Annotated in this window: 25 protein-coding genes and 1 pseudogene; 16 read left to right on the top strand and 10 right to left on the bottom strand. The window is 65.4% G+C overall.

Going from position 1 to position 22,158, the window contains the following annotated elements; all coding sequences use genetic code 11:
* Positions 1 to 2: 2 nt before the first annotated feature.
* Both BB28_RS20625 and BB28_RS20620 read right to left on the bottom strand, forming a co-directional pair.
* Entirely contained in the window at positions 3 to 842 is an 840-nt protein-coding gene (locus tag BB28_RS20625; protein ID WP_046254852.1) for a polyphosphate kinase 2 family protein, read from the bottom strand.
* A gap of 25 nt (positions 843 to 867) precedes the next feature.
* Entirely contained in the window at positions 868 to 1,587 is a 720-nt protein-coding gene (locus BB28_RS20620; RefSeq protein WP_046254851.1) for a TetR/AcrR family transcriptional regulator, read from the bottom strand.
* Between the two features lie 76 nt (positions 1,588 to 1,663).
* Here BB28_RS20620 and BB28_RS20615 point away from each other — a divergent pair, with 76 nt between their 5' ends.
* The 6 genes from BB28_RS20615 (at position 1,664) to BB28_RS20590 (ending at position 5,719) form a co-directional block, all read left to right on the top strand.
* On the top strand, positions 1,664 to 2,998 hold the full coding sequence (locus BB28_RS20615; protein WP_046254850.1) for a DUF445 domain-containing protein: 1,335 nt from the start codon (positions 1,664 to 1,666) through the stop codon (positions 2,996 to 2,998).
* Positions 2,999 to 3,097: 99 nt separating this feature from the next.
* The gene (locus tag BB28_RS20610; RefSeq protein WP_030096397.1) at positions 3,098 to 3,514 is read left to right on the top strand and encodes a helix-turn-helix domain-containing protein; all 417 of its coding nucleotides are present in this window, start codon (positions 3,098 to 3,100) and stop codon (positions 3,512 to 3,514) included.
* A gap of 32 nt (positions 3,515 to 3,546) precedes the next feature.
* Complete coding sequence (locus BB28_RS20605) at positions 3,547 to 4,197, top strand: hypothetical protein (RefSeq protein WP_046254849.1); 651 nt, start codon at positions 3,547 to 3,549, stop codon at positions 4,195 to 4,197.
* Positions 4,198 to 4,245: 48 nt separating this feature from the next.
* Entirely contained in the window at positions 4,246 to 4,524 is a 279-nt protein-coding gene (locus BB28_RS20600; protein WP_046254848.1) for a DUF2516 family protein, read from the top strand.
* Positions 4,524 to 4,901, top strand: a complete 378-nt coding sequence (locus BB28_RS20595) for a DUF2599 domain-containing protein (RefSeq protein ID WP_046254847.1) — start codon at positions 4,524 to 4,526, stop codon at positions 4,899 to 4,901. The genes BB28_RS20600 and BB28_RS20595 overlap by 1 nt, the downstream gene beginning before the upstream one ends.
* A 356-nt stretch (positions 4,902 to 5,257) precedes the next feature.
* On the top strand, positions 5,258 to 5,719 hold the full coding sequence (locus BB28_RS20590; RefSeq protein ID WP_030096401.1) for a transglycosylase family protein: 462 nt from the start codon (positions 5,258 to 5,260) through the stop codon (positions 5,717 to 5,719).
* Positions 5,720 to 5,753: 34 nt separating this feature from the next.
* On the opposite strand, the gene BB28_RS20585 is transcribed toward BB28_RS20590, so the two are convergent.
* Entirely contained in the window at positions 5,754 to 6,572 is an 819-nt protein-coding gene (locus BB28_RS20585; RefSeq protein WP_046254846.1) for an isocitrate lyase/PEP mutase family protein, read from the bottom strand.
* Between the two features lie 18 nt (positions 6,573 to 6,590).
* Here BB28_RS20585 and deoC point away from each other — a divergent pair, with 18 nt between their 5' ends.
* Entirely contained in the window at positions 6,591 to 7,283 is a 693-nt protein-coding gene (gene deoC, locus BB28_RS20580; protein ID WP_046254845.1) for a deoxyribose-phosphate aldolase, read from the top strand.
* On the opposite strand, the gene BB28_RS20575 is transcribed toward deoC, so the two are convergent.
* From BB28_RS20575 to BB28_RS20565, 3 genes are read right to left on the bottom strand one after another with little or no spacing between them, the layout of a single operon-like run.
* Positions 7,280 to 8,233 (bottom strand): LmeA family phospholipid-binding protein, encoded by a 954-nt coding sequence (locus BB28_RS20575; protein ID WP_046254844.1) that lies wholly within the window; start codon positions 8,231 to 8,233, stop codon positions 7,280 to 7,282. The two genes, deoC and BB28_RS20575, sit on opposite strands and share 4 nt — an antisense overlap.
* Before the next feature lie 15 nt (positions 8,234 to 8,248).
* Complete coding sequence (locus tag BB28_RS20570; RefSeq protein ID WP_046254843.1) at positions 8,249 to 9,037, bottom strand: carbon-nitrogen hydrolase family protein; 789 nt, start codon at positions 9,035 to 9,037, stop codon at positions 8,249 to 8,251.
* A 9-nt stretch (positions 9,038 to 9,046) separates the two neighbouring features.
* Positions 9,047 to 9,892: a hypothetical protein gene (locus tag BB28_RS20565; RefSeq protein ID WP_064393539.1), complete on the bottom strand. Its 846-nt coding sequence runs from the start codon at positions 9,890 to 9,892 to the stop codon at positions 9,047 to 9,049.
* A gap of 128 nt (positions 9,893 to 10,020) precedes the next feature.
* Here BB28_RS20565 and BB28_RS20560 point away from each other — a divergent pair, with 128 nt between their 5' ends.
* Genes BB28_RS20560 through BB28_RS20550 form a run of 3 tightly spaced genes read left to right on the top strand, consistent with a single transcriptional unit; the run spans position 10,021 to position 13,410 of the window.
* Positions 10,021 to 10,479, top strand: a complete 459-nt coding sequence (locus tag BB28_RS20560; RefSeq protein WP_030096411.1) for a lipoprotein LpqH — start codon at positions 10,021 to 10,023, stop codon at positions 10,477 to 10,479.
* 55 nt (positions 10,480 to 10,534) lie between these two features.
* Positions 10,535 to 12,220: a hypothetical protein gene (locus BB28_RS20555; protein WP_046256026.1), complete on the top strand. Its 1,686-nt coding sequence runs from the start codon at positions 10,535 to 10,537 to the stop codon at positions 12,218 to 12,220.
* Positions 12,202 to 13,410 (top strand): CHAT domain-containing protein, encoded by a 1,209-nt coding sequence (locus BB28_RS20550; RefSeq protein ID WP_046254842.1) that lies wholly within the window; start codon positions 12,202 to 12,204, stop codon positions 13,408 to 13,410. Before BB28_RS20555 ends, BB28_RS20550 begins: the two co-directional genes overlap by 19 nt.
* 2 nt (positions 13,411 to 13,412) lie before the next feature.
* On the opposite strand, the gene BB28_RS20545 is transcribed toward BB28_RS20550, so the two are convergent.
* Positions 13,413 to 13,850: a hypothetical protein gene (locus BB28_RS20545; RefSeq protein WP_046256025.1), complete on the bottom strand. Its 438-nt coding sequence runs from the start codon at positions 13,848 to 13,850 to the stop codon at positions 13,413 to 13,415.
* Between the two features lie 68 nt (positions 13,851 to 13,918).
* Here BB28_RS20545 and BB28_RS20540 point away from each other — a divergent pair, with 68 nt between their 5' ends.
* Complete coding sequence (locus tag BB28_RS20540; protein ID WP_046256024.1) at positions 13,919 to 15,247, top strand: magnesium transporter CorA family protein; 1,329 nt, start codon at positions 13,919 to 13,921, stop codon at positions 15,245 to 15,247.
* On the top strand, positions 15,244 to 16,323 hold the full coding sequence (locus BB28_RS20535; RefSeq protein WP_046254841.1) for a hypothetical protein: 1,080 nt from the start codon (positions 15,244 to 15,246) through the stop codon (positions 16,321 to 16,323). Before BB28_RS20540 ends, BB28_RS20535 begins: the two co-directional genes overlap by 4 nt.
* A gap of 15 nt (positions 16,324 to 16,338) precedes the next feature.
* On the opposite strand, the gene BB28_RS20530 is transcribed toward BB28_RS20535, so the two are convergent.
* Together BB28_RS20530 and BB28_RS20525 are read right to left on the bottom strand one after the other, a co-directional pair.
* Positions 16,339 to 16,854, bottom strand: a complete 516-nt coding sequence (locus tag BB28_RS20530) for a DUF2505 domain-containing protein (protein WP_046254840.1) — start codon at positions 16,852 to 16,854, stop codon at positions 16,339 to 16,341.
* A gap of 10 nt (positions 16,855 to 16,864) precedes the next feature.
* Positions 16,865 to 17,368 carry a DUF2505 domain-containing protein gene (locus tag BB28_RS20525; protein WP_046254839.1) on the bottom strand — a complete coding sequence of 168 codons (504 nt, stop codon included), beginning with the start codon at positions 17,366 to 17,368 and terminating at the stop codon, positions 16,865 to 16,867.
* A gap of 26 nt (positions 17,369 to 17,394) precedes the next feature.
* On the opposite strand from BB28_RS20525, the gene BB28_RS20520 reads away from it, so the two are divergent.
* Positions 17,395 to 18,486, top strand: a complete 1,092-nt coding sequence (locus tag BB28_RS20520) for a UDP-N-acetylmuramate dehydrogenase (protein ID WP_046254838.1) — start codon at positions 17,395 to 17,397, stop codon at positions 18,484 to 18,486.
* Here the strand turns inward: BB28_RS20520 and BB28_RS24755 are convergent.
* Positions 18,394 to 19,628, bottom strand: a pseudogene (locus BB28_RS24755) (MFS transporter); the annotation flags it as partial. The gene BB28_RS20520 and the pseudogene BB28_RS24755 overlap by 93 nt on opposite strands.
* A gap of 87 nt (positions 19,629 to 19,715) precedes the next feature.
* Here BB28_RS24755 and BB28_RS20515 point away from each other — a divergent pair.
* The 3 genes from BB28_RS20515 to BB28_RS20505 all read left to right on the top strand — a co-directional run bounded on the left by BB28_RS20515 (position 19,716) and on the right by BB28_RS20505 (position 22,114).
* On the top strand, positions 19,716 to 20,150 hold the full coding sequence (locus BB28_RS20515; protein WP_046254837.1) for a winged helix-turn-helix transcriptional regulator: 435 nt from the start codon (positions 19,716 to 19,718) through the stop codon (positions 20,148 to 20,150).
* Positions 20,151 to 20,206: 56 nt separating this feature from the next.
* Entirely contained in the window at positions 20,207 to 20,650 is a 444-nt protein-coding gene (locus BB28_RS20510; protein WP_046254836.1) for a hypothetical protein, read from the top strand.
* A 99-nt stretch (positions 20,651 to 20,749) separates the two neighbouring features.
* Positions 20,750 to 22,114, top strand: coding sequence for a L,D-transpeptidase (locus BB28_RS20505; RefSeq protein WP_046254835.1), 1,365 nt, complete (start codon positions 20,750 to 20,752; stop codon positions 22,112 to 22,114).
* Positions 22,115 to 22,158: the final 44 nt, after the last annotated feature.

Here is a 22,158-nt window from a genome sequence, read left to right as displayed (position 1 = left end):
TCTCACGCTTGCGTGAGGCGGCGTTTCTGTTCCTCAATGTCGAAATCAGCGGGCGGCCACGAGAGATTGAGGCTATCCAGTGTTTCGTCGAGCAGTGCGGTCACCGCGAGCCTGCTGAACCACTTGCGGTCGCAGGGAATGATGTGCCAGGGCGCGTACTCGGTGCTGGTCTGTTCCAGCACCGCTTGATAGGCCTCCTGGTAGGCGGGCCAGAACGCGCGTTCGTCGATGTCGTTGGGATTGAACTTCCAGTACTTGTCCGGACGGTCCAGGCGCTCGGCTAGGCGTTTCTTCTGTTCGTCGAGCGATACGACCAGTGCGACCTTGAGGATCGTCGTGCCGGCCTCCGTCAGTTCCTTCTCGAAGGCGTTGATCTCGTCGTAGCGGGCGCCCCAGACCGTCGGAGGCACCAGGTCGTGGACCCGCACCACCAGGACGTCTTCATAGTGCGAACGGTCGAAGACACCAAGCTGCCCACCCGCGGGCAGTGCGTTGCGAATCCGCCACAGGTAGTGGTGCTTACGCTCTTCCTCGGTGGGCACCCCGAAGCTCGCATGTTCAATTCCCTGTGGATCAACTTGCCCGACAACATGTTTGACGATGCCCCCCTTGCCGGAGGTGTCCATGCCCTGCAGGACCAGCAGCACCGACCGATGGTCTCCGCTGCGCCCGTTGGCGTACAGCATCTCTTGCAGCAGCCCCAGGCGTTCGGACAGTTCCGCCTGCAGCGCCTCGCCGTCCTCTCGCGCGCCGTCGAACCCCGGTGTGGAACGGGTATCGACGTCGGCGAAGTTCAGGCCGGACCGGTAACGCAGAGCGGACGTGTCGATCTTGAGGGTCATGCCCTGTGACCCTAGTGAGGTCGGCTTACGCCGGGTGGGTTTGACGCGTTTGTAGCGCGGGAGGGACCGGTGACGGATGGGGCATGTCGACGAACGTCTCGCGAGATCCCCCTACACCCACGATGCCCAGCACCGCGTTCCAGGAGATCATCGTCAGGTAGTCGATGAGCTCATCGGAGCTCATCCGCGGGTGCGACATCCACGAGTGAGTGGCCAATTGGACGCCGCCCACGATCATGTACGCCCACGGCTCCACACCATGAGTGTCCATCGACGCTTCAGACATCTGGCGACGCAGCGATAGGGCGAGCATGCGCGCGATGATGCGCTCGGAGTCGGCGATGGCCTTGCTGCGGCTGGTGGAGCTGTTGGCCATGACGAACGGATAGATCTCCGGCTCGGCGGCCACGGTCTCGACATATACCTTGATCACGGTCCGGGTCAGGTCGTAGCCGTCGAGGCGGGCAGTCAGTGCCGTAGCCATCTTGGGGATGAGCGTGGTCTGCGCGAACCGGGTCATCACGGCGGTCGTCAGATCGTTCTTGTCCACGAAGTACCGGTAGAGCACCGTCTTGGAGACACCGATGTCGGAGGCGATCTCATCCATGCTGATATCGCGTCCCCGGTGCCTGATGGCATCGAGAGTGCCGTCCACGAGCTCGGTACGTCGTTCGACCTTGTGCTTATGCCAGCGGCGCTTGCGACCATCAGTCTTGATAGCCGCAGGCTGCGTTTTACTTGCCACGGTTATCGCCACATTCCCATAGTTATCTGTAACCGATACTACTTGACGGCCCCCTCGGGGATGCGTAACGCGCTCGATACCGGATGATGGAGGCGTGGCAGGCAAGCACAGCGATCAGCCGCGCACGCGGAAAGCATCCGGCGGTGTCTTCGCGATGGGCAATTCGGCCGTCGACGAGCAGCGCCGGAAACAGCTTCGCCGAATGAAAGCCGTGGCCACGGGATTCCTGGTGGGAGCCACCGTGTTGTTTCTGGCGTGCCGTTGGTGGCAGTCGGTGGGCGCGCCGGGCTGGGTGGGTTATGTCGGAGCGGCCGCAGAGGCGGGTATGGTCGGCGCGCTTGCCGACTGGTTTGCTGTAACCGCATTGTTCCGGCATCCGCTTGGGCTAAAAATCCCGCACACCGCGATCATCAAACGCAAGAAGGATCAGCTGGGCGAGGGGCTCGGAAACTTCGTCCGGGAAAACTTCATGTCGCCGGCTGTCATCACCGCAAAGGTGCGCGATGCGCAGATCGCGGGACGGCTGGGTAAATGGATGAGCGACCGGTCGCATGCCGAGCGTGTCGCGGCCGAGGCCTCTACCGTGCTTCGGGTCGGCGCGCAGATGCTGCGCGACGAGGATGTGCAGCAGACCATCGACAGCGTGATCGTGCGCCGGATCGCCGAACCCAAATGGGGGCCGCCGGTGGGACGCGTGCTCTCGACGGTGCTCAAGGAGGACCGCCACGCGCCGGTCATCCAGCTGCTGTGCGATCGGGCCTTCGAGTGGGCATTGGGTGCCAGCGACACCATTGATCGAGTGGTGGTGCGTGACTCGCCCAGCTGGACCCCCAAATTCGTCGACCACTTCGTGGGTGACCGCATTTACCGGGAGCTGGTCGACTTCACGGATAAGGTGCGTCGCAATCCCGACCACGACCTGCGCCAATCCGTGAACAGGCTGTTGTACGACTTCGCCGACGACCTGCAGCACGATGACCTGACCATCGCCAAGGCCGAGGCGATCAAGGCCCGGTTGATGGCACGCGCCGAAGTCCAGAACGCGGCGGCCACCGCCTGGTCCGCCGCCAAGAAGATGATCACCGAGTCGGTGGATGATCCGTCCAGCGAGCTACGTACCCGGATCGCTGACACCGTGGTGCGGATCGGGGAGACGCTGCGCGACGACGAGTCCGTACGCGACAAGGTGGACGGTTGGGTCGAGCGTGCGGCCCGGCATCTGGTGGATCAGTACGGCGCGGAGATAACGGCCGTCATCACCGAGACGATCGAGCGATGGGATGCCGAGGAGGCCAGTCGCCGGATTGAATTGCATGTCGGCCGTGACCTGCAGTTCATTCGTATCAACGGCACAGTGGTGGGTTCGCTGGCAGGTTTGGTGATCTACACCGTCGCGCAGGTGCTCTTCTAAAAAGGCCCTGACCCGGCTATTCCCGTCCGGGAGTGACTTGGCCCACATTGCTAACAGAAGTGCTTGCAATAGCTAGCACTGCAGCTTACCGTGGTTCTTATGTCGCAGGAATCAGACCTCGCCACCGCTGTGAGCAACGCCGCTTCCGATATCGGAGGCTTCATCCGCGCACAGCGTGAGGCCGCGCAGGTCTCCGTGCGTCAGCTGGCCGAGAAGGCTGGCGTGAGTAACCCGTACCTCAGTCAGATCGAACGCGGACTGCGCCGTCCGTCGGCCGAGGTGCTCAATCAAATCGCAAAGGCGCTAAGGGTTTCGGCGGAGGTGTTATACGTGCGTGCGGGCATTTTGGATCGTAGTGATGCCAGCCCGGTACGGGACGCCATCATTGCCGATACCTTCATCACCGAGCGGCAGAAGCAGGTGTTGTTGGACGTCTACAGCTCTTTCGTTCAGCAAAACGCTGAAGCAAATTCGGATCTGGCTCAGTCCGACCCCGAGTCCCCTGGCGACAACTGAATAACTTTCCCCATCCCCGAAAGGAATCTGGCATGACCAAGAAGAACACCTCGTTCGACGACCTGAAAACCCCGTTCTACGTAGCCGTCGGCGCTGGTGACCTTGCCCTGGCCGCCGTCGCCGATGTGGTCGTCAAGCTGCGCGAGCGTGCCGAGGAAGCTGCTTCTGAGGCCGGTGCCCGCGTGGACGAGACCCGTGACCGGCTGCGTGAGCTGTCGGCCGAGCTGCCCACCGACGTCAACGAACTGCGCGACCGGTTCACCCCCGAAGAGCTGCGCAAGGTCGCCGAGGCCTACTTGCAGGTGGCGACCGATATCTACAACAACCTCGCCGAGCGTGGCGAAGAGGCCATCGAGCGTCTCCGCAGCACCCCCGGTATCGAGGAGAACGTGACTCGCGCTGAGGGTCTGGTCGGAAACTACGCCGAGCTGACCGAGCAGGCGCTGGGCACCGTGGCCAGCCAGACCCGCGCTGTCGGTGAGCGTGCCGCCAAGCTGGTCGGCATCGACCTGTCGAGCAAGTCCGCTCCGGCCACCAAGGCCGCGCCCGCCAAGAAGGCTCCGGCCAAGAAGGCGGCGCCCGCCAAGAAGGCCGCCCCCGCCAAGGCTGCTGCCAAGAAGGCCGCGCCCGCCAAGAAGGCTCCGGCCAAGAAGGCTGCGACCCGCACCATCACCCAGAAGTAGGCACTTCCAGCTCCGACAGCCACCCGATCAGCCACGTAGGCTGATCGGGTGGCTTTCACTTTTCATGTCTTCGCGCTGATTTCCCTCGTCGCTCTTGTCGCGGCGATCGTCGCGCTGGTTCATGCCGCGATTCAGCCGGCGGATGCGTTCGTGGCCGCGGAAAAGCAGACCAAGACCACCTGGATAGTCATTCTTGCCGGAGCGGCCGTGCTCACCCTGATTCCGGGGTTGGAGCTGTTGACCGCTGGGATCGCCGCGGTGGGCGCCGGGGTGTACTTCGTGGATGTTCGGCCCCGTGTGCTTGAGGTGCAGGGCAAGTCGCGGTAATGCGTGCGGTCGCGGCCCTGGTTGTGATGGCCGTGCTGCTGGCCGTGAATGTGGTACCCGTGGCTGCTGCCGAGCCCGCGCTTATTGACCACGTGTCCTGGGGTGCAACATCTTTGGGTCGCACACTGCGTGTCTATCCAACGCCGCTCGGGCGCACGTACGAGGCGCCCGATGGTGCCGATATCGCCTGGGCCGAGGTCCTCGCGCTGGCCCCCGACGCGCAATCGCCGGGTATGCGGATGCAGTTCGACTGCCATTGGTATGGACGGGTGTTCATTCTGAACAAGCCGAGCTGGAACCTGGAACCCTGGCGGCCGCAGGTGGACGAGGCATTGATGACGGTGTCGCAGTGCAACCCCGGCGGACCTGAGATCTAGGTCCTGTCTGCGCCGGCTCCCGGCACCATGATTCGCCGCTCCGGCGGGGGCTTCGTGGCGCGCCGCGTGAAGCTAGGCAAATTGCAGTGTGACGTGAATCAATTGTGTCCGTGAATTACATATGTGTAATTCACGCGAGACCGGTGGTTTATCTCGGTGTTATTGGTGGAAGTAAGAATTCACTAAAGCCTCAGGCAGCCCAATGGCAACTTTTCTTACCATTCTCCGCTTGCGTAACGCACACCTCGTGAGTAACGATTACAACAGTGATCACAATCTGATCACGACCGGAGTGGCAGGTGGTACATCACGCATCACGTGATCTCTCCGGGGACAGAGGATCGGGGTGCAGTGACATGAAGGTCGTCATGGACCGCGCACGATGGGTGCGCGACAGGCGTGCGGTATGTCTGATCATGAATGTGCTTTTTGCGATGTCGCTGTCCATGACCGCGAGTGTCGCGTCGGCCGACTCTGTGAATTGGGACGCGATTGCCGAATGCGAATCCGGCGGAAACTGGTCGGCAAATACCGGCAATGGTTTCTATGGTGGCCTGCAATTCAAGCCGTCCACGTGGGCATCTCATGGTGGTGTGGGCAATCCCGCCGATGCTTCCCGTGAACAGCAGATTGCCGTGGCCGAGAGTGTTTTGCAATCGCAAGGCCTTGGCGCGTGGCCGGAATGTGGCGGTGGCGGCAGCGGCCCGATGACCGGTGGGCGAGCGGGATGCCAATTGGTCCCCGGCGGCAGCATCTTCGGGATCGTCAATTTCCGGCAGATGTGCAGTGGTGTCGTAGGGCTGATTCCCGCGGGCTAGGCGCGTATCTGGCTGAGCACGTGCACCGAGAGGTTTACGGAAACAGGGCGTTGGCTTGCAGATAGGGGATGGCTCGGTTCGCAAATCCGAAGGTGCCATGCTGGGCGATTTCCCGTGCTCCGTCGACAAACGCCCCGAGTGCCGCGCGTGCCATCGCGGACCCGAGGCTGATCCGGCGCACCCCCCACTGGGCGATCTCGTCAACCGAATGGTTGAGCACGAATCCCGCGGCCAACAGATTGACCGGGCGATCCACCTCCGCGCATGCCGCGCGGACCGCATCTGCGTCCGGCAGGCCCGGTGCGTACACCACGTCGGCACCGGCATCGGCGTACGCCTGCAGTCGTGTGATGGTGTCAGCCAGGTCTGCCCGGCCATACAGAAAGTTCTCGGCACGGGCGGTGAGCGTGAACGGAAAGGGCAGATCGCGCACCGTGTGCGCTGCCGCCGTGATGCGATCCACCGCCTCGGCGAGCGGGAAGATCGGGGCGTCCGGAATCCCGGTGGCATCCTCGATGGACCCGCCGACCAACCCCGAGGCCGCCGCTTCGCGGATCGTCATAGCGATGTCCCCGATGGTGGGGCCGCCGTTCTCCAGGTCTGCCGAAACCGGCAGATGCGTGGCCGCCGCGATGTGGGACGCGTTGGCCAGCGTCTCGGCCTGGCTGACCAGGTTGGCGCCGTCCTGCCGTCCGAGGGAGAAGGCCAACCCGGCACTGGTGGTGGCCAGCGCGGGGAAGCCGTAACCGGTGAGGATCCGGGCCGACCCGGCATCCCACGGGTTGGGGACCACGAATATCCCGGACTGGTGAAGGGCAGCGAACACGACCGCACGCTCATGCTGGGAGGTCATGTATGGGACGCTACGCCCATGACGGATTCGGTAGGCACACCGGCGGTTTGGCCCACGCGCGGGGAGGTGGCCGCACGCATCGACCACACCCTGCTCAAACCCGAAGCGACACCCGAGAACGTGCGAGCCCTCATCGCCGAGGCCGCCGATCTCGGAGTGCTCGCCGTATGCGTTTCGCCTTCGATGCTGCCGGTGGAGGCTCCCGGGCTGATTGTTGCGGCGGTCGCGGGATTTCCGTCGGGAAAACATCTTTCGTCCGTCAAGGCGCATGAGGCGGCCCTTGCCGTGGCCGCGGGTGCAACGGAGATCGACATGGTGATCGACGTCGGCGCCGCGGTCGCAGGCGATTTCGCCGCGGTACAGGCCGATATCGAGGCAGTCCGGCGTGCGATCCCGTCGGCGACTCTCAAGGTCATCATCGAATCCGCGGCCCTGCTGGAACATGGCGGTGCCGAGGCCGTCCGCCAGGCAAGCCGGGTGAGTGAGGCCGCCGGCGCCGATTTCGTGAAGACCTCCACCGGATTTCACCCGGCGGGCGGAGCCTCGGTGGAGGCCGTGCGAATCATGGCCGAGACGGTCGGCGGCCGGCTCGAGGTCAAGGCGAGTGGCGGTATCCGCACGGCGCAGGATGCCGCGGCCATGCTCCAGGCCGGCGCGACCCGGCTCGGTCTATCGGGTAGCCGCGCCGTCTTGGACGGCTTTCTGCACTAGAACGACAGGTTCTGCAGGCAGGGGTTCTCGACCGGCTTCATCGGCTGATTGGTGCTCGACAGTTTCACCGTGATGCCGTCGTTGGTGACCTTGACCTCTTGGGCCTTGAGCCCCATCGGGTATTGGCCGCCGACGAGTCCCTTCGAGAAGGTGTCGAGCGCCGGCTGGATGATCTCGCGCGGCAGCCCGATAAACGCGGAGACGTTCTCGGACTGCAGCGTCACCATGCCGTCCTTGATGACCGGCTTGGTGGTGATCTGGGCCAGCCCTCCGGCAGCGCTCAGCGTCACCTCACCGGTGGATTCGTTGGTGGTCGCATCGCCCACCAACGAGCCGAGCATTCCCGGCACGAGGTCACGGGCGCTCTCGGTGATGCCGGCGGTCGGCCAGGACACTTCCACGTCGAGGCGACCGATCGTGCCGAGCGAGTCCGCCGTCTTCTTCAGCGAAATATCACGCACCGTGATGGCGACGGACATCTTCTTGGCCTGTGCGATCTGGTTGCCCGCGGTCTTGATCGTGAGTTTGTCGATGTGATTGCCGAGGTATTGCACAACGAGCGGCATCGGGCCGAACGACGCGGTCGCGCCGTCCTGCACCAGGCACGAGGTGGCGGCGTTCACCTCACTGCTGGTCCGCTGGCGTGCGTAGAGCTCGATACCGAGGACGGCAGCCACGAACACGGCGACGACGATGACCGCGATGAGTACCAGCGACCTGTAGTCGCGACCCTTCTCGGGTTCGGCGGGCTGCGGCGGCGCCTCTGCGGATGGCGGTTCGACCGGCGGCGGTGCCACTGGGCTCTGCTGGGTTGGCAGCTGCTCCGGCGGCGGGGTCGGTGCGTGCTCCTGCTGCGCGGGCGGAACCTGCTGGGACGGCGGTTGCCACGGCGAAGGCTCGGGAGGTGTCGATCCAGGTGGTCCGAGCGGCGGCTGAGGCGGTGTCGTCACCCGCGCGATTGTGCCCTATTCGACTGAGGACGGGTTAAGGACGGGCAAGATCTTGCGGGTCTCGGCAACCGCGTCCAGGTTCAAATCCGCGACGATGAGCTCAGGTTCCGGACCCGCCTGTGCGATGAGTTCGCCGGTGGGTGAGGCCAGCAGACTGCCGCCGATCCCTGTCGGTGAACCGCTGGCCGGTGCCTCCAGAGCGGGCAGGGCTTGGTCGGATGCGGCGATGAAGCATGTCGAATCGGCCGCCCGCGCCCGTGCCAGCAGCGTCCATTGATCCCATTTTCCGGTCCCGGCAGCCCAGGACGCGCTGACCGTGATCACTTGCGCGCCGCGTCGTGCCAGGTCGGTGTAGAGGGCGGGGAAGCGGATGTCGTAGCACGTGGTCAGTCCGACGGTGACGCCGTCGACCGTGATGAGCACAGGGTTGTCCCCGGGCGCGACGGTCGCCGACTCACGGAAGCCGAACGCGTCGTAGAGATGGATCTTGTCGTAGTGGGTGTCCACGCCGGGGCCGGTGGCCAGCAGCGTGTTGTGGACGCGTCCGTCCGAGGCGGGGGTGAACATCCCGACGACGACGGTCAGTCCCGCCTCCTGCGCGATCGTGCGGACTCCGTCTGCCCAGGGGCCGTTCACTGGCTGCGCGACGGGGCGCAGGGGTACACCGAATCGGCACATGGTGGCTTCCGGGAAGACGACCAGTGTGGCGCCCTGTTCGGCGGCGTCACGCACCCTGGCCGCGACGGTGGCCAGGTTCTCGGTGGGATCGGCGCTGCTGGTGATCTGCGCCAACACTATCCGCATAATTCCAGCCTAGCTGGACGGGCCAGCCAGTGGCGCGACGGCTGCCCACGGTGTCGTCAAGATGCAATCACGAACCTGTCGGCGTTGTGGCTCGACAGGAAAACCGTTGTCGCGCAGTGATTTCAGCATCATTCGCCAACGGACTCGGGGGCCGAACACGCCGTGCGGTGCTGCCGACGCCCAACAGCGGTCGGCCGCGGCGAGTAGATCGTGGATGGGCTGGCCCGGAACGTTTTGGTGAATAAGGGCTTTCGGTAGTCGCTCGGCCAGATCGGATGGCTTGTCGATATCGAAGGGATCGCAGGCCAGCGTGAGTGTTCGCGGTCCGGACGCGTCGAGCAGTAGCCAGGCGCAGCGGCGGCCGAGCTCGTCGCAGGTGCCCTCGATGATGAGCCCGCCGGGAGCCAGCCGCGCCGCCATCGTGGTCCAGGCCTGCGCCACCTCCGATTCCGGGTACTGGCGCAACACGTTGAAAGCACGCACCAGAACCGGTGTGTGGCCTGCCAACTCGAATCCGCCGAGACCGAAATGGACCCCGTCACGCGGGGGAACCACCCGTGCCGGATCGATCTCCAGCCCCACCACCCGGACATCCTTGCGAACCGTCCGCAGCCGTGAGGCCAGCTCCAGGGTGGTGGTGGGCATGGCGCCGTATCCCAGATCGACCACCAGGGGGTCGGCGGCACCGGCCAGCACCGCCTGCACCTCGGGGTGATGGACCAGCCAGCGGTCACTGCGGCGCAGCCGGTTGATCCCGGTGGTGCCACGGGTGATGGCCCCCTGTGGGCGGGTGGTGGGAGAAGACCCAGGGCGGGTGGGCGAGGACCCAGGTCGGGGGGTGGGGGAGGGTGCCACGTCTCCATGGTGCCTGGACGGCTGCTGCCTGCGGTAATCGGGATTTCTTGGGATCGGTAGCGGATGGGCCCGCCTTCACTTGAGCCATGACGGAGCCATCGGGGCGACGGACGATGAAGGGACAGATGATGAATCGAGTGATCGTGGGTGCCATGGGACTTCTCGCCGCCGGTGCGGTGGTGGTGGGCTGCTCGACCGACAAGCCGGGTGGATCGCAGGTCAGCTCGGGCAGCAACGCCGAGGTCAAGGTAGACGGCAAGGACCTGGCCGGCCTCGACCTCAAGTCGGTGACATGCGTCAAGCAGGGCGGCAAGATCAACGTGGCCAGTGGCGCCGTCAACGGCCAGCAGGGTCTGGGTGTGGTGATGACCGACGAGGCGCCGCCCAAGGTGCAGTCGCTGGGATTGGTGTACGACGGTGCCGCGCTCGCGGTGAGCAGCGGGATGGGCGCCAGCGTCGGCTCGGCCGATGTCAAGGTCGACGGAAAGACGTACACCATCACGGGCGAAGCGTCGGGTGCCGACGTCAAGAACCCGATGGCCGGGATGATCACCAAGCCGTTCACCATCAAGGTGAGCTGCGGCTGACATCTCGACTGCGGCGGGCGTGCACAGCACGCCCGCCGCTTTTTACTATTCGGAGGTGACGATCATCGGTGACCTGGAGCGGGCCCGTCACCTGGCGCTGGCGGCCAAGGAAGAGGCCGCCAAGGAGATCTTGTTGTCACTGCTGGCCCAGGCCGAGGAGGCCGGCCGCGACGATCTGGCATGCGAGGTGTTGGCCCAGCTTGCCGAGGTCTATCTGGTGCGTACCGCCTACGACGGCGTGACGGAAGGTATACGGCGGATTCGTGAGTGTCTGTCCTCCTACGCGGAAATTCGATCGGGGCGGCGCCCCGATCTGGCCGCGCGGGTCACCATGTCCGAGGCAGAGATCGACCACCTGATCTGTCGCTACACCCGGCGTGCCGCGTTCCTCGCCGCCGGATTGGCGGCGGCCAACGGTGATCACGACGGTGCCGCGGCGAGCCTGGACACTCTGATCGAGACGCCCGGGGACTTCGAGGATTTGGCGCTCGAACAGCGCGGCCTGATCTGCTACGCCAGAATCTTGATGGCCAGGGGTTTGTGCGACGACGATATGTATGCGGACTCGGTGCCGATATGGGCCGTACTCCTCGACCAGCTCGAGGAATACGCGGGTGCGGGTGACCCCGAGTCCGATCATCTGTTTGTCAACGGAGCGTTGTCGTATGGCCGGTTCTGCGTCGAGACCGGCCGGCTTGATGAGGCGCAGCCGTGGCTGCGGCGCGCCGAGGCGCGCGCTAGCGCGCGGGATTGGCAGTTGGCCGCTGCCCGTGCGCAGTTGGAGCGTGCCGCGGCGCGGTGGGCGGATGGCGATATCGCCGAAACCCAGACGTTGGTTCACCAGGCATACCCGGCGATTGCCGAGCATGTACGGGCGCATGATGTGTCCCGTAGTTGGCTGTATTTCGGCTTGATCAGATTCCGGATGGGAGCGCTGGACGAGGCCGACGAATGCTGGGGGCATGCCGAGCGGCATTGGCGCGAGATCGAAAAGCCACTGCACATTCACCGAATCCTGCTGCAGCGCAGCTGGATCTCCATTCTTCGCGGTGACTTCGCCGTGGCGGTCGAGAAGGTGGCGCAGGCCAGGGAACTGCTGGACTCGCATCCACGGCACAGCTGGCTGCAATATGCCCGGCTCGACGATCAGCTGGGCAATATCTGGCGCGCCGACGCGCTTGCCGATCTTGGTCTCGACCCCGCTACCGGAGCGGTGTCCGGTGATGTGGAGGATCCCGGCTACCGGCGCGCGATGTCCAAGCTGCAACAGGCCGCAGACCTGAAGGTACCTGCGGCGCTGGCTGTCGACGCGGTGCGCTACGCCATCCCCGATGCGGGCGCGCGGATGCGCTGGGCCAGGTGTGTGTCCGCGCCGCTACTGGCGGGCGCCTTCGCTGTGGCGAAGGAATGGGACAATGCCGTTCTGCTCACCGAGTTGATTGAATATCACAGTGCCCGAGGGGCCTTCACTGCTGAGCTGAGTGAGAAGCGGGCAGGTTCGGCGGCCGGTGCCTGGGCCGCGACGGCCACTGCGGCGGTTCCCGTCGAGGGTGATCTGGCGCTGGTGGCCGCGGCTGCGCCGGTGCAGGCGGATGGTGGGCTCACCCGCCTCGGGCCGCTGCCACCGATGCGGATGGATCCCGCCGGTGATCAGATCATGAGCAGCTATCGGGAACTGGCCTGGCAGCGGTATGGCCGCGAGGTCACCGCCGCCGATGACGAATGGTCGACCTGGCCGTGACCGACACCTTGGTTCTGCGATTCGCCGATCTCGGCATCGCCACCTACGCGAGCCTGCGCGTGGTGGGAGATCCGTCCCGGACGGTCACCTGGGTCATCGAGCAGCAGACCCTGGAAATTGCCTGTGGGGCGCTCTTTTCGGCGCTCCCGGATCCGTCTGAGTCCGAGAGTGCGCTCCTGGCCATCGAGCGGGCCCTGACTGCGGGAGCTTTTGCAAGGCCTGATGCCGAACTCGACCTGGCCCGCGCGTTGGGGTCCCAGCTGGTGGCCGCCGACGGCTGGAAGCTGTTGTCCGAGTATGTGTCATCTCCGCGTGCGGTGCTGTTTGTGACACCCAGCCCACGGTTGTCTCGGGTGCCCTGGGGGCAGTTAGCTATGCCGGGCGCAGACGGTTTCCGGCTGATGGAGCTGGTCGACGTGCTGATGGCGGTGCCGCCCAATATCGTGCATGCGCCACGGCAGCCGGCGCGGTGGCGCGATCGCCACAACGGTCCGGTGGTGCTCCTGCTTGACCCGCGAGTTCCCGGGCAGCGCCCGGATTCAACGTTGGGTTCGGTGCTGGGCCGTCCCTCGCCGGAGGCGGCACTGACCCGCCATTTCGGCGAGTTGATGGACGCCTACCAGGTGCTGCCCGCGGTCGGTGCACCCGTGGAACTGTTCCGCCGGAACGATATCGACCGCCACCGGCTTGCGGAGATGTGTGCGCAGCACCCGGCCAGAATGCTGTACGTCGGTCATGCCAGCGCGGCGGAGGGCGCCGTCGGCCACGCCGAGCGGGCGGCCCTGCATTTGGCCGAGGAGCACCCGCTGACCGCAGCCGACATGATGGCCGCGCGGCTTTCGATTCCGCCGCGAGTGGCGCTGTTGGCTTGTTCGTCGGGCAGCGATTACCGCTTCGATGAGGCGACGGGGCTTGCCGCCGCGATGATCCTGGGTGGGGCGGAGTTGGTGACCGCGACCCTGTGGTCACTGCCGACAGCAGCTGCCTACAGCCAGTTCTCCACGCACACAACAGATCCCATGGCCGAAACGGTCGCAGAGGTGGACCGTGCGCATTGCGAAGAGGACGCCGGCCGCGCGGTGAATCGTTGGCAGCGAGTTCAGCTGCGGCGCTGGCGCGACGGCGACCATGCGGCGAGCCCGCTGCATTGGGCGGCGGTGGTCAGTTTCGCCGTGGACGGTGCCCGCTGAAATCAGCCGGCGTGCACCCGGACCGCGATGATGCTGTGGTCACCCGGCCGGTAGTACGCGTCGACGATGCTGCCGGGCGCCATCTTCGGCAGCGTGGCGGCAGGTATCACCGCCGTCTCACGTGCCGGGAACTGGCCACCGTCCGGCCGCGTCACCATGAGGTCCAGTTGCACCTCACGGCCCGCGCCGGTGGCATTCATCCCGGTGACGACTCCGCGGGAGCGGGTGCCCTGGGCGATCACCGCGCGCTGCGCCCCGGTCAACAGCCGCTTGCGGATCAGCAAGTGGTCGAATTCGGCGGCGAATTCCTCGATCGTGACGAGTCGTTCGTCGGCCTCTTCGTCCGGATGCGCCGACGTGTTCCGGTGACCGGACAGCAACGCCGCGCATCCACCGAAGACTCTGGCAATGGTGGGAAACAGTCCTGTGTTCATGTCGATAGCGTCGGCCCGCCCGGCTGCTACCGAACCCAACTTTTGGTCGGCAGACAACGATTACCCTTGTGACGGTGAGCATCGGGTCGGCAACATCCGAGGCCGCCGTCGCGGTGCAGTCGGCGGTGCCGCGGCGTGCCGTCATCGACCGGGCCTGGCGTGCGATCGGCTCCGGCGTCGAGGTGCTCAGCACCGACGATGGCGGGCCGCTGCGCCGGACCGTGAAACGAATCCTGGACCCGCTGGTCCTGCGGTTGCGTAGCAATGCGGCCTTTTCCGCGCCGGTGCTAGGGGCGGAGGTGGCCGCGGCCATGCATGCCTTGATCGTGGGGCATGGCCCGCAGTTGCGGGCCACCGCAGACTGGTTCGTGATGCTCAAGGCCGAGCGGCGCCGGCAGCGCATCACGACAGGCAACGCTCAAGAGCTGTACTTCCCGGTGTGTTTCGAATTGGCCGTCACCAAAGGTGTTCCGCAGGTTGCGGATCGGCACACGGTGACGGAGATTCTGCACGACCTGCATCGCGACCGGGACCGGACGGCGATCGAGGTACTCAACCGTCACGTCGAGGACCCGGATGTGGTGGCCCGGCTCGCCAGGTTGCGGGACCGGAGCTGGCGCGATGTGCGGCCGGACGACAGCATCACGGGACCGTTCTTCACGGGCCTCACCACGGTGCTCGGCGCGGCCGACAGTCATGGCGAGATGTCGGCGCGCCAGCGGGTGTGGGCGGCCCTGATTGCCGATGCCACCCCATACAACCTGGGCGCCAGCGCGCATGGCGACGCTTCCGCCCTGCCGTGGTCCATTGTCGACATCGGGTTGAGTTCCGCTGAGCCGCAACGGCCCCCGGTCATCGACGGAGAAACCGAGGGCGCCCGTCCGATGGATCGCAGCGTTGTTGACCGGGTACGGGCCACGCTGCGCCGGGCGCTGGATCGCGACGAGCTGCCCGATGTTCCCTTGCTGTGTGCCGAGGAGGTCGACCGAGCCTGCGCCCCATGGGGTCTGCTGAGCGAGGATAAGCAGGCCGCCCTGCTGGCCGGCGTCGAGGTGGCCACGGACCTTCGGCCACTGGGCGATTCGGTGGCGACGCGCTACGAGTTGTCCGGACGCGTCCAGGCTCGGCTCGCGAAAGAGGCCTACGTCATGCATGCCCGGCGCTACCTTGCCGCCGGTGACGCCATCCACCCCCGACAGCGCCAGGTCATCGACGACCTGACCGCATTCGCACGGCCCTACCTGAGCAGGTTGTGGGCCCGGTTGCATGGTCGCGATGTCTGGCAGGAATCCTGCGGTGACGTCGATGATCTCCGGTCGCTGCTGGAAGGGGTGGCACGCTCGGTGAGCCTGGACCACCGGCAGCGGATAAAAGCCATGCTGGAATTGCAGGTCGCCGGATGAAACTGATCAATGAATCAGGTTTGTGGACAACAGGTCCTGTGCCTGCATCGGTTCCGGCGGTCGCCGTTCTCGAGGTCAGTGGTGCGGTGTTGTCGTGGCCGATCGAAGCCCCCTCGGATCCGCCCGTGATCAGCTTCACGGATGCGGAGCGGGCCGACTGGATGTGGAGGGTCCTCGGCGAGGCCGGGCATGTCGCGGTCGTCGAGGCTCTGCGCGATCGTGATCCCACCGAGGTGATCGAGCTGTCGTCGGTGTCGATGCTGCCGGGGTCTACGGATGCCTTGCGGCGGTTGGCCTTGGGACATTGGCTCCGGAGATGGTGGCCAGCCAGTCGCCGTGACGGCATCGCCGTACTGGACCGGTCGGTGCTCGACGCCGAGCTCGCGGTGCTGACTGTGGCGGCCGAGGATTACTTCACCGACGACACCTTGGACGCCGATGTCGCTGGGCTGTTGGCACCGCATGGCGCGGCACTGGGTTCTTATCCTGACCCACGAGTGGATGTCCTCGCGGCACGGTGTCGCGAACTGGCCGATGAGATTGGGCTCCAGTGGGATTCACCGGACATCGGGGCCGCGCGGCGCGAGGACTATGCGTTGGCCGCCGGCTCTGGTGACGAGCCCAGGCCCCCCGGCACGGTCGCCTTCGGCAGCGTGACGATCGCCTGGTCGGACGTGCCGCCGGGGATTTTCGATGCGGCCGAGCAGAATCTCGATTGGGCAGTCGTCACCGGGGATGCGGCGGTGACTGCCCGGGTGCGGGCGGCGATATCCGGCCCGGAATCGTCCGAAGGTATTCCGGTCTCGTTGCACTGCGGCGTGTTTCATGCGGCCGGTGTGCTGGATGCCGATGGCTGCGCGGTGCTGCCGGTCTTCGACGCCCAGGGGCGGCCCGCCGGAGAGGTGCCGGCCTGGAATGCCGACTGGTCGGCGATGCGAGTGAGCGTGGGCGCCGGTGGCGCGGGTGAGCCCAGCCGGTTACGCGAACGGGTGCGGGCCTTCGCCCGCTCCCGACTGGCCAGGCCTGCCGATGATGCGTTCCTCGCCGAGCTGCTGGCCGCCGAGTCGGACTACTGAGACCCACATCGCGATCTAGTGGTGCTTGGAGATCCAGTCGGTGATGAAACCTTCTTCCACCCGGAACAGGTCGTTCACGTGGTACAGGATCAAGTCTTCGAGCCTGCCCCCGATGAACGGGATGTACACCTTGCACGTGCTGGAGAGCCTCAGCTCAGAACCGTGATCGGTATCGGAGAGCCTGCACACTCCGGTGAAGGAGCCCGGTCCGGCGGGAACCGAGGCACCGTAGCTGCCCAGCGAGAATCCCTTGTTTTGATCAAACGGCTCGAAATGCTGCACCCGGGTGATCACCATGTCGGTGAGCATCACCTTCTGTGCGATCGGTGGCAGATAGATGCGGGGCAGATTCTGCTTGAGCACCACGTCGATACCGCGATCGGTCACGGTGAGGGTGTGAATCTCGGAGACGGGGGTGAGCCATCCGTACGCCGACATCAAGGTTTCCCAGTAGTCCCGGCTGGCAAAGTCCTGATAGATCTTCTCGGCCGGAGCCGGAAAATTCACCGTGAAGACCGAACGCCTGGACATCGGACCCAGGTTAGCCGTGGCTGGCGATCCATTCGGAGGTGAATCGCTGTTCGGCAGTGAGCAGGTCCATGAGCTTTCCGCCGACGAAGCCCTCGATTTTGCCGCCTACCAGGGGGATCTTGACTTCGACGCCGACCTTCAGATCAAGTCGTGAGCCCTTGGCTCCCGGCTGTAACCGCGCGGTGCCCGACAGGGTGACGGGTGCACCCGGGATCGAGCCCACCACGGTGCCCTCGGATGTGCCGTCTGCGATGGCACCCCACTTCTCGGTGCGGACGATGTGCAGGTCACCTCGGTGAAACTGCGAGACGATGCCGGGCAGCCGGTCGCTGCGCAACACCTGGGTGGTGACGATCTCGAGGGCGCCGTTCTCAGATTTCAGGGAATCCAGGGTTGCCGTATCTGCGCCGGAACCGGCCAGACGCTCATTCCAGTAGGCCTCGTCGGCGAAGGCCGCGTGAACTTGCTCGACGGTTGCCGCGTACTCCACTGACAGGTCAAATGAGCGGGCCATGGGTGGCAAGGCTACCGTTACGGCCCGTGAGGTTGGCACGAGCAACGCGCGCGCAGATCGAGGATCTTGGTGCCGTTGTCGCCGAGGATGCCCCGCTCGCCTCGCTGACGACGTTGCGGCTGGGGCCGGTGGCCGCCGCGCTCATTCGATGCGAGAGCGCAGCACAGTTGACCGGCACACTCGCCGCGCTCGATGGCCTTCCCACTCTGCTGCTGGCGGGCGGCTCGAACCTGGTTTTGGCCGACGATCTTCCGGACCTGACCGTGGTGCACATCGCCGCGGCTGGTGTTGAGGTGGATGGGCCGCTACTGCGCGCGGATGCGGGGACCAACTGGGACGAGTTGGTGGCGCTGTCGCTGCAGGCCGGTCTGGGGGGACTGGAATGTCTCTCGGGAATCCCGGGAACCGCCGGTGCCACGCCGGTACAGAATGTCGGCGCCTATGGCGTCGAGGTGGCCTCGCTGCTGCGCAGGGTTCGGGTGCTGGACCGGGCGACCGGCCAGGTGCGCTGGTACGAGCCCGGCGAGCTGGGGTTCGGCTATCGCACCAGCATTCTCAAGGGCACCGATGCGCGCGTGGTGCTGGAGGTCGAATTCGGGTTGTCCACCGATGGACTGAGCTCGCCGATCCGTTACCCGGAGCTGGCCAAGGAGCTCGGGGCAGAGCCGGGGGAGCGCATCGATGCGATAGCGGTACGCGAGGCGGTACTGGGCCTGCGTCGCCGTAAGGGCATGGTGCTCGACGACTCCGATCAAGACACCTGGAGTGTCGGGTCATTCTTCACCAACCCTGTTGTGGCTGAGGGAGATCTGGACGAAATTGGGGCACGCGTGCGTGAACGGCTGGGGCCCGATATCGCATTTCCGCAGTATCCGGCCCCTGACGGAGTGAAGCTCTCGGCGGGTTGGCTGGTGGAGCGGGCCGGGTTCGTGAAGGGCTATCCGGATGAACGGTCGACGGTGCGGGTGTCGACGAAACATGCACTGGCACTGACGCATCGCGGAGGTGGGAGCACCGCTGACTTGCTGGGGCTGGCCCGGACCGTCCGCGACGGAGTCCTGGATGCCTTCGGGGTGAGGCTGGTTCCCGAGCCGGTGCTGGTGGGCTGCAAGCTGTAACTTCCGATCCAATAGGCAAGTGCGCCAACGTTGATGATGGCACCGAGCAGGCAGACTCCGGACCATCCGTGGGCGGAGTACATCCAGGTCGACGTGATGGCGCCGATAGCGCTGCCGATGGAATAGAACGTCATGTAGGCGGCGGTGAGACGACCATGAAGTTCGGTCTCCAGCCGATAGATGAGGCTTTGGTTCGCCACGTGCACCGACTGCAGGCCGAAGTCGATGATCACGACCGCTATGGCGAGCCCGAGCAGCGTCCAGCGCAGGGTCGCCGCGAATGCCCATGCCGCCAGCATCAATGACAGGCCCGCGCCTGTCACCCGGTTTGCCCAGCCCCTGTCGCACCATGACCCGGCCTTGAAGGCACCCAGTGCGCCCGCGGCGCCGGCCAGCCCGAACAACCCGACTTCGCTATGCGACAAGTGATACGGCGCAGTGATGAGTGGTAACACCATGGGCGTCAAGAGCACGGTGATGGCGGCGAAAATGAGCATCGCGAGGATGGCCCGAGAGCGCAGCACCGGCTCGCTGTGCAGCAGCCGCATGGTGGAGAGCAGCAGTCGGCGGTAGGGCAGCCCGTGGTGTGGGCGCGTGGATCGCGGCAGGGTGCGTTGCAACAGTGCGGCCGTGGCGACCGCAGCGAGGGCGGCTGCCACATAAACCGAGCGCCAGCCGAAGAGATCGGATAGCACGCCGGATACTGTGCGTGCCAAGAGAATTCCGCTGATTATCCCGCCGGTTACCACCCCGACCGCCCATCCCTGGCGTTCCGGGGCGGCATGCACGGCGGTATAGGTGACCATCACCTGCGTCACCACGGCGAGTGCGCCCAGCGCGGTGACACTGGCCAGGAATGTCCACGCGTTCGGCGATATTGCGGTGGCGCACAGCGATGCGCTCAGCAGGACGGTTTGCCCGATGATGAGTCGGCGTTGGTCGACGATATCCCCGAGGGGTACGACCAGCAGCAGGCCGATGGCATACCCGATCTGGGTGAGTGTCAGCACGATACCGACGTGCGCTGTGGGCATGGAGAATTGCGCGCCGATGGTGTCGAGGAGCGGTTGTGAGAAGTAGATAGTGGCCACTGCGAGGCCACTGGCAAGCGAGAACAACACGATGACGGGTCTGGTCAGCACATGCGCCCCTGGGTAGAGTTGGTTTCACTTCGCAACCGTTGAAGCGTGGCATGAATGGTTGCATATTGCAACCAAAGGAGGGCCTCGATGGTGGGACGCGCCAGTCACGCGGATTCGAGCTGCACCTTGGCCAGGCCGTTGGGTGAGGTCGGGGACGGCTGGTCGCTGCTGATCGTTCGTGACGCGTTCGACGGCTTGCGCAGATTCGGTGAGTTTCAGAAGAGTCTTGGGCTCGCGAAGAACATCCTGGCGTCTCGGCTGGCGACATTGGTGGACAACGGCATCCTCGAGGTCGTTCCGGCCGGGGCGCGCCATGAGTACCAACTGACCGATAAGGGCCGCGGGCTTTTCCCCGTCTTGGTGGCACTGCGACAGTGGAGCGACGAGTTCTGTTTCGCCCCTGGAGAACCACGTGCCTGTCTGGTGGATCGCGAGGCATCGCGGCCGGTGCAACGCTTTGAGCTGCGTGCGGCGGACGGCCGGGCACTGACTCCGGAAGATACGGCCGTGCTCGAGGTTTAGTTCTGACTCGGCCAGAATCGTTTACCGTTCGAATGTCCCGTAACGAAGGAGCGGCCATGCGAAACGGATTCCTGGTGCTATTGGTGTGGGCCGGTCTGCTGATGGCTCCCCTGGCGGCGGCCGACCCCGGCGCCATTGCGGTGGATCCGGGATCCCCGGAAGCAGCGACGATCCTGGCGCCGGCGCTCGCGGACGTGACGGCCCAGCTCGGCAAGCCGGTACGCCTCGACGTGCGCAGCCTCAAGGCTGCCGACGGCTGGGCCTTTCTGTGGTCTGCCATGCAGGAACCCGACGGCAACCCCATCGACTACACCGGCACCCCCTTTGCCGAAGCGGCGGCCAACGGCGGTAAGTCCAAGAAATACGTAGCGCTGCTGCATCGCGACGAGCAGGGCTGGACGCTCGTCGACAAGCGGGTCGGCCCGAGCGATGTCGCCTGGGCCGGGTGGAGTGCGCAGTACGGCGCGCCCGCGGCGATCTTCGATATCCCGGTCTACTAGCCGCGGCGCGGGCCAAAACCGCATGTCCCGCCCGATCCAACGTGTGATCCTGGTCGGGCTGGGCGAAGCTGTCCGCAGCGGCCCGTATCGTGGGGTGTCGTGAAGTACCCCAGGCCGGATATCCGTGATGCGTTGACGCGGCGGCGCGCGCTCACGATGTTGGGTCTGACGGTGCCCGCTGTTGCTGCGGCCTGCACGACCGTCGGCCCGAATGCGCCGCAAGATGCCCCGTCACCGGGAGCGGTCCTGACCTTCTTGCCGGATGACAAGGCCAAGGAGGTCAACCCGACTGCGCCGGTCAGCGTGACCGTGGCCAACGGGTGGTTCCAGGACGTGAAGTTGGTCAACGCCGACGGCAAGGTCGTCGCCGGGGCCCTCAGCCGCGACCAGACGAGGTTCCGGACCACCGAGCCCCTGGGGTTCGACGTCACGTACACCTGGAAGGGTTCGGCGGTAGGCCTGGACGGTAAGGCCGTCGCCGTGTCCGGCTCGTTCACCACCTTGGTGCCGACGGCGAAGGTCAACGGTCAGTTCCAACTCGCCGATGGGCAGACGGTGGGGATCGCGGCTCCGGTGATCATCCAGTTCGACGCACACATCGCAGACAAGGCCGCGGCGGAGAAGTCGCTGAGCATCACGTGCGATCCGCCCACCGAAGGTGGTTGGGCCTGGCTGCCCGATGAGCAGCAAGGCTCACGGGTGCATTGGCGATCACGTGAGTACTTCAAGGCCGGCACCAAGGTGGCGGTTAAGGCCAATCTCTATGGAATTCCCCTGGGGGACGGGGCATTTGGCAATGAGGACATGTCCCTGGACTTCAGCGTGGGGCGCCGCCAGATTGTCTACGCCGATGCGCCGAGTCACCGCATCCGGGTGACCACCGACGCGGGCACTATCTTGGACCTGCCGTGCAGCTATGGCGAGGCGGACCTGCCGCGTAACGTCACCCGCAGCGGGATTCACGTCGTCACCGAGAAGTACGAGGATTTCTGGATGTCCAACCCGGCCGCCGGGTACACCAACGTTCACGAGCGTTTCGCGGTCCGGATTTCCAACAATGGCGAGTTCATTCACGCCAACCCCAACACCGTTGGCCAGCAGGGCAGCACCAATGTCACGAACGGTTGCATCAACTTGTCGCTGGGGGATGCCGAGTCGTACTTCCGCACCGCCATCTATGGCGATCCCGTTGAGGTGACCGGTACTTCGATCGAGCTGTCGTACGCCGACGGCGATCTGTGGGACTGGGTAGTGGACTGGCCGACCTGGCAATCGATGTCGGCGCTGCCCCCGAACCCCAAGGAACGGACGATCACCACCACGCCGTCTACCTCGTCCATCCCGACCACCGTTCCGCTCACGCCGTCGGGCGCGCCGACACTCTCCGGGACGCCCACCTCAGCCCCGTTGACCCCGTCCGGAGCGCCGTCGCTGTCCGGTACGCCGACGACCACGCCCCGCTAGTCGCTCGGATCTGTTTGTCGAAGAAGAGGATTGGCGCTCTTCTG

The organism is Mycobacteroides chelonae CCUG 47445 (assembly GCF_001632805.1).
Classification (GTDB): Bacteria; Actinomycetota; Actinomycetes; order Mycobacteriales; family Mycobacteriaceae; genus Mycobacterium; species Mycobacterium chelonae.
This window is presented reverse-complemented; position numbering and strand designations above follow the sequence as displayed.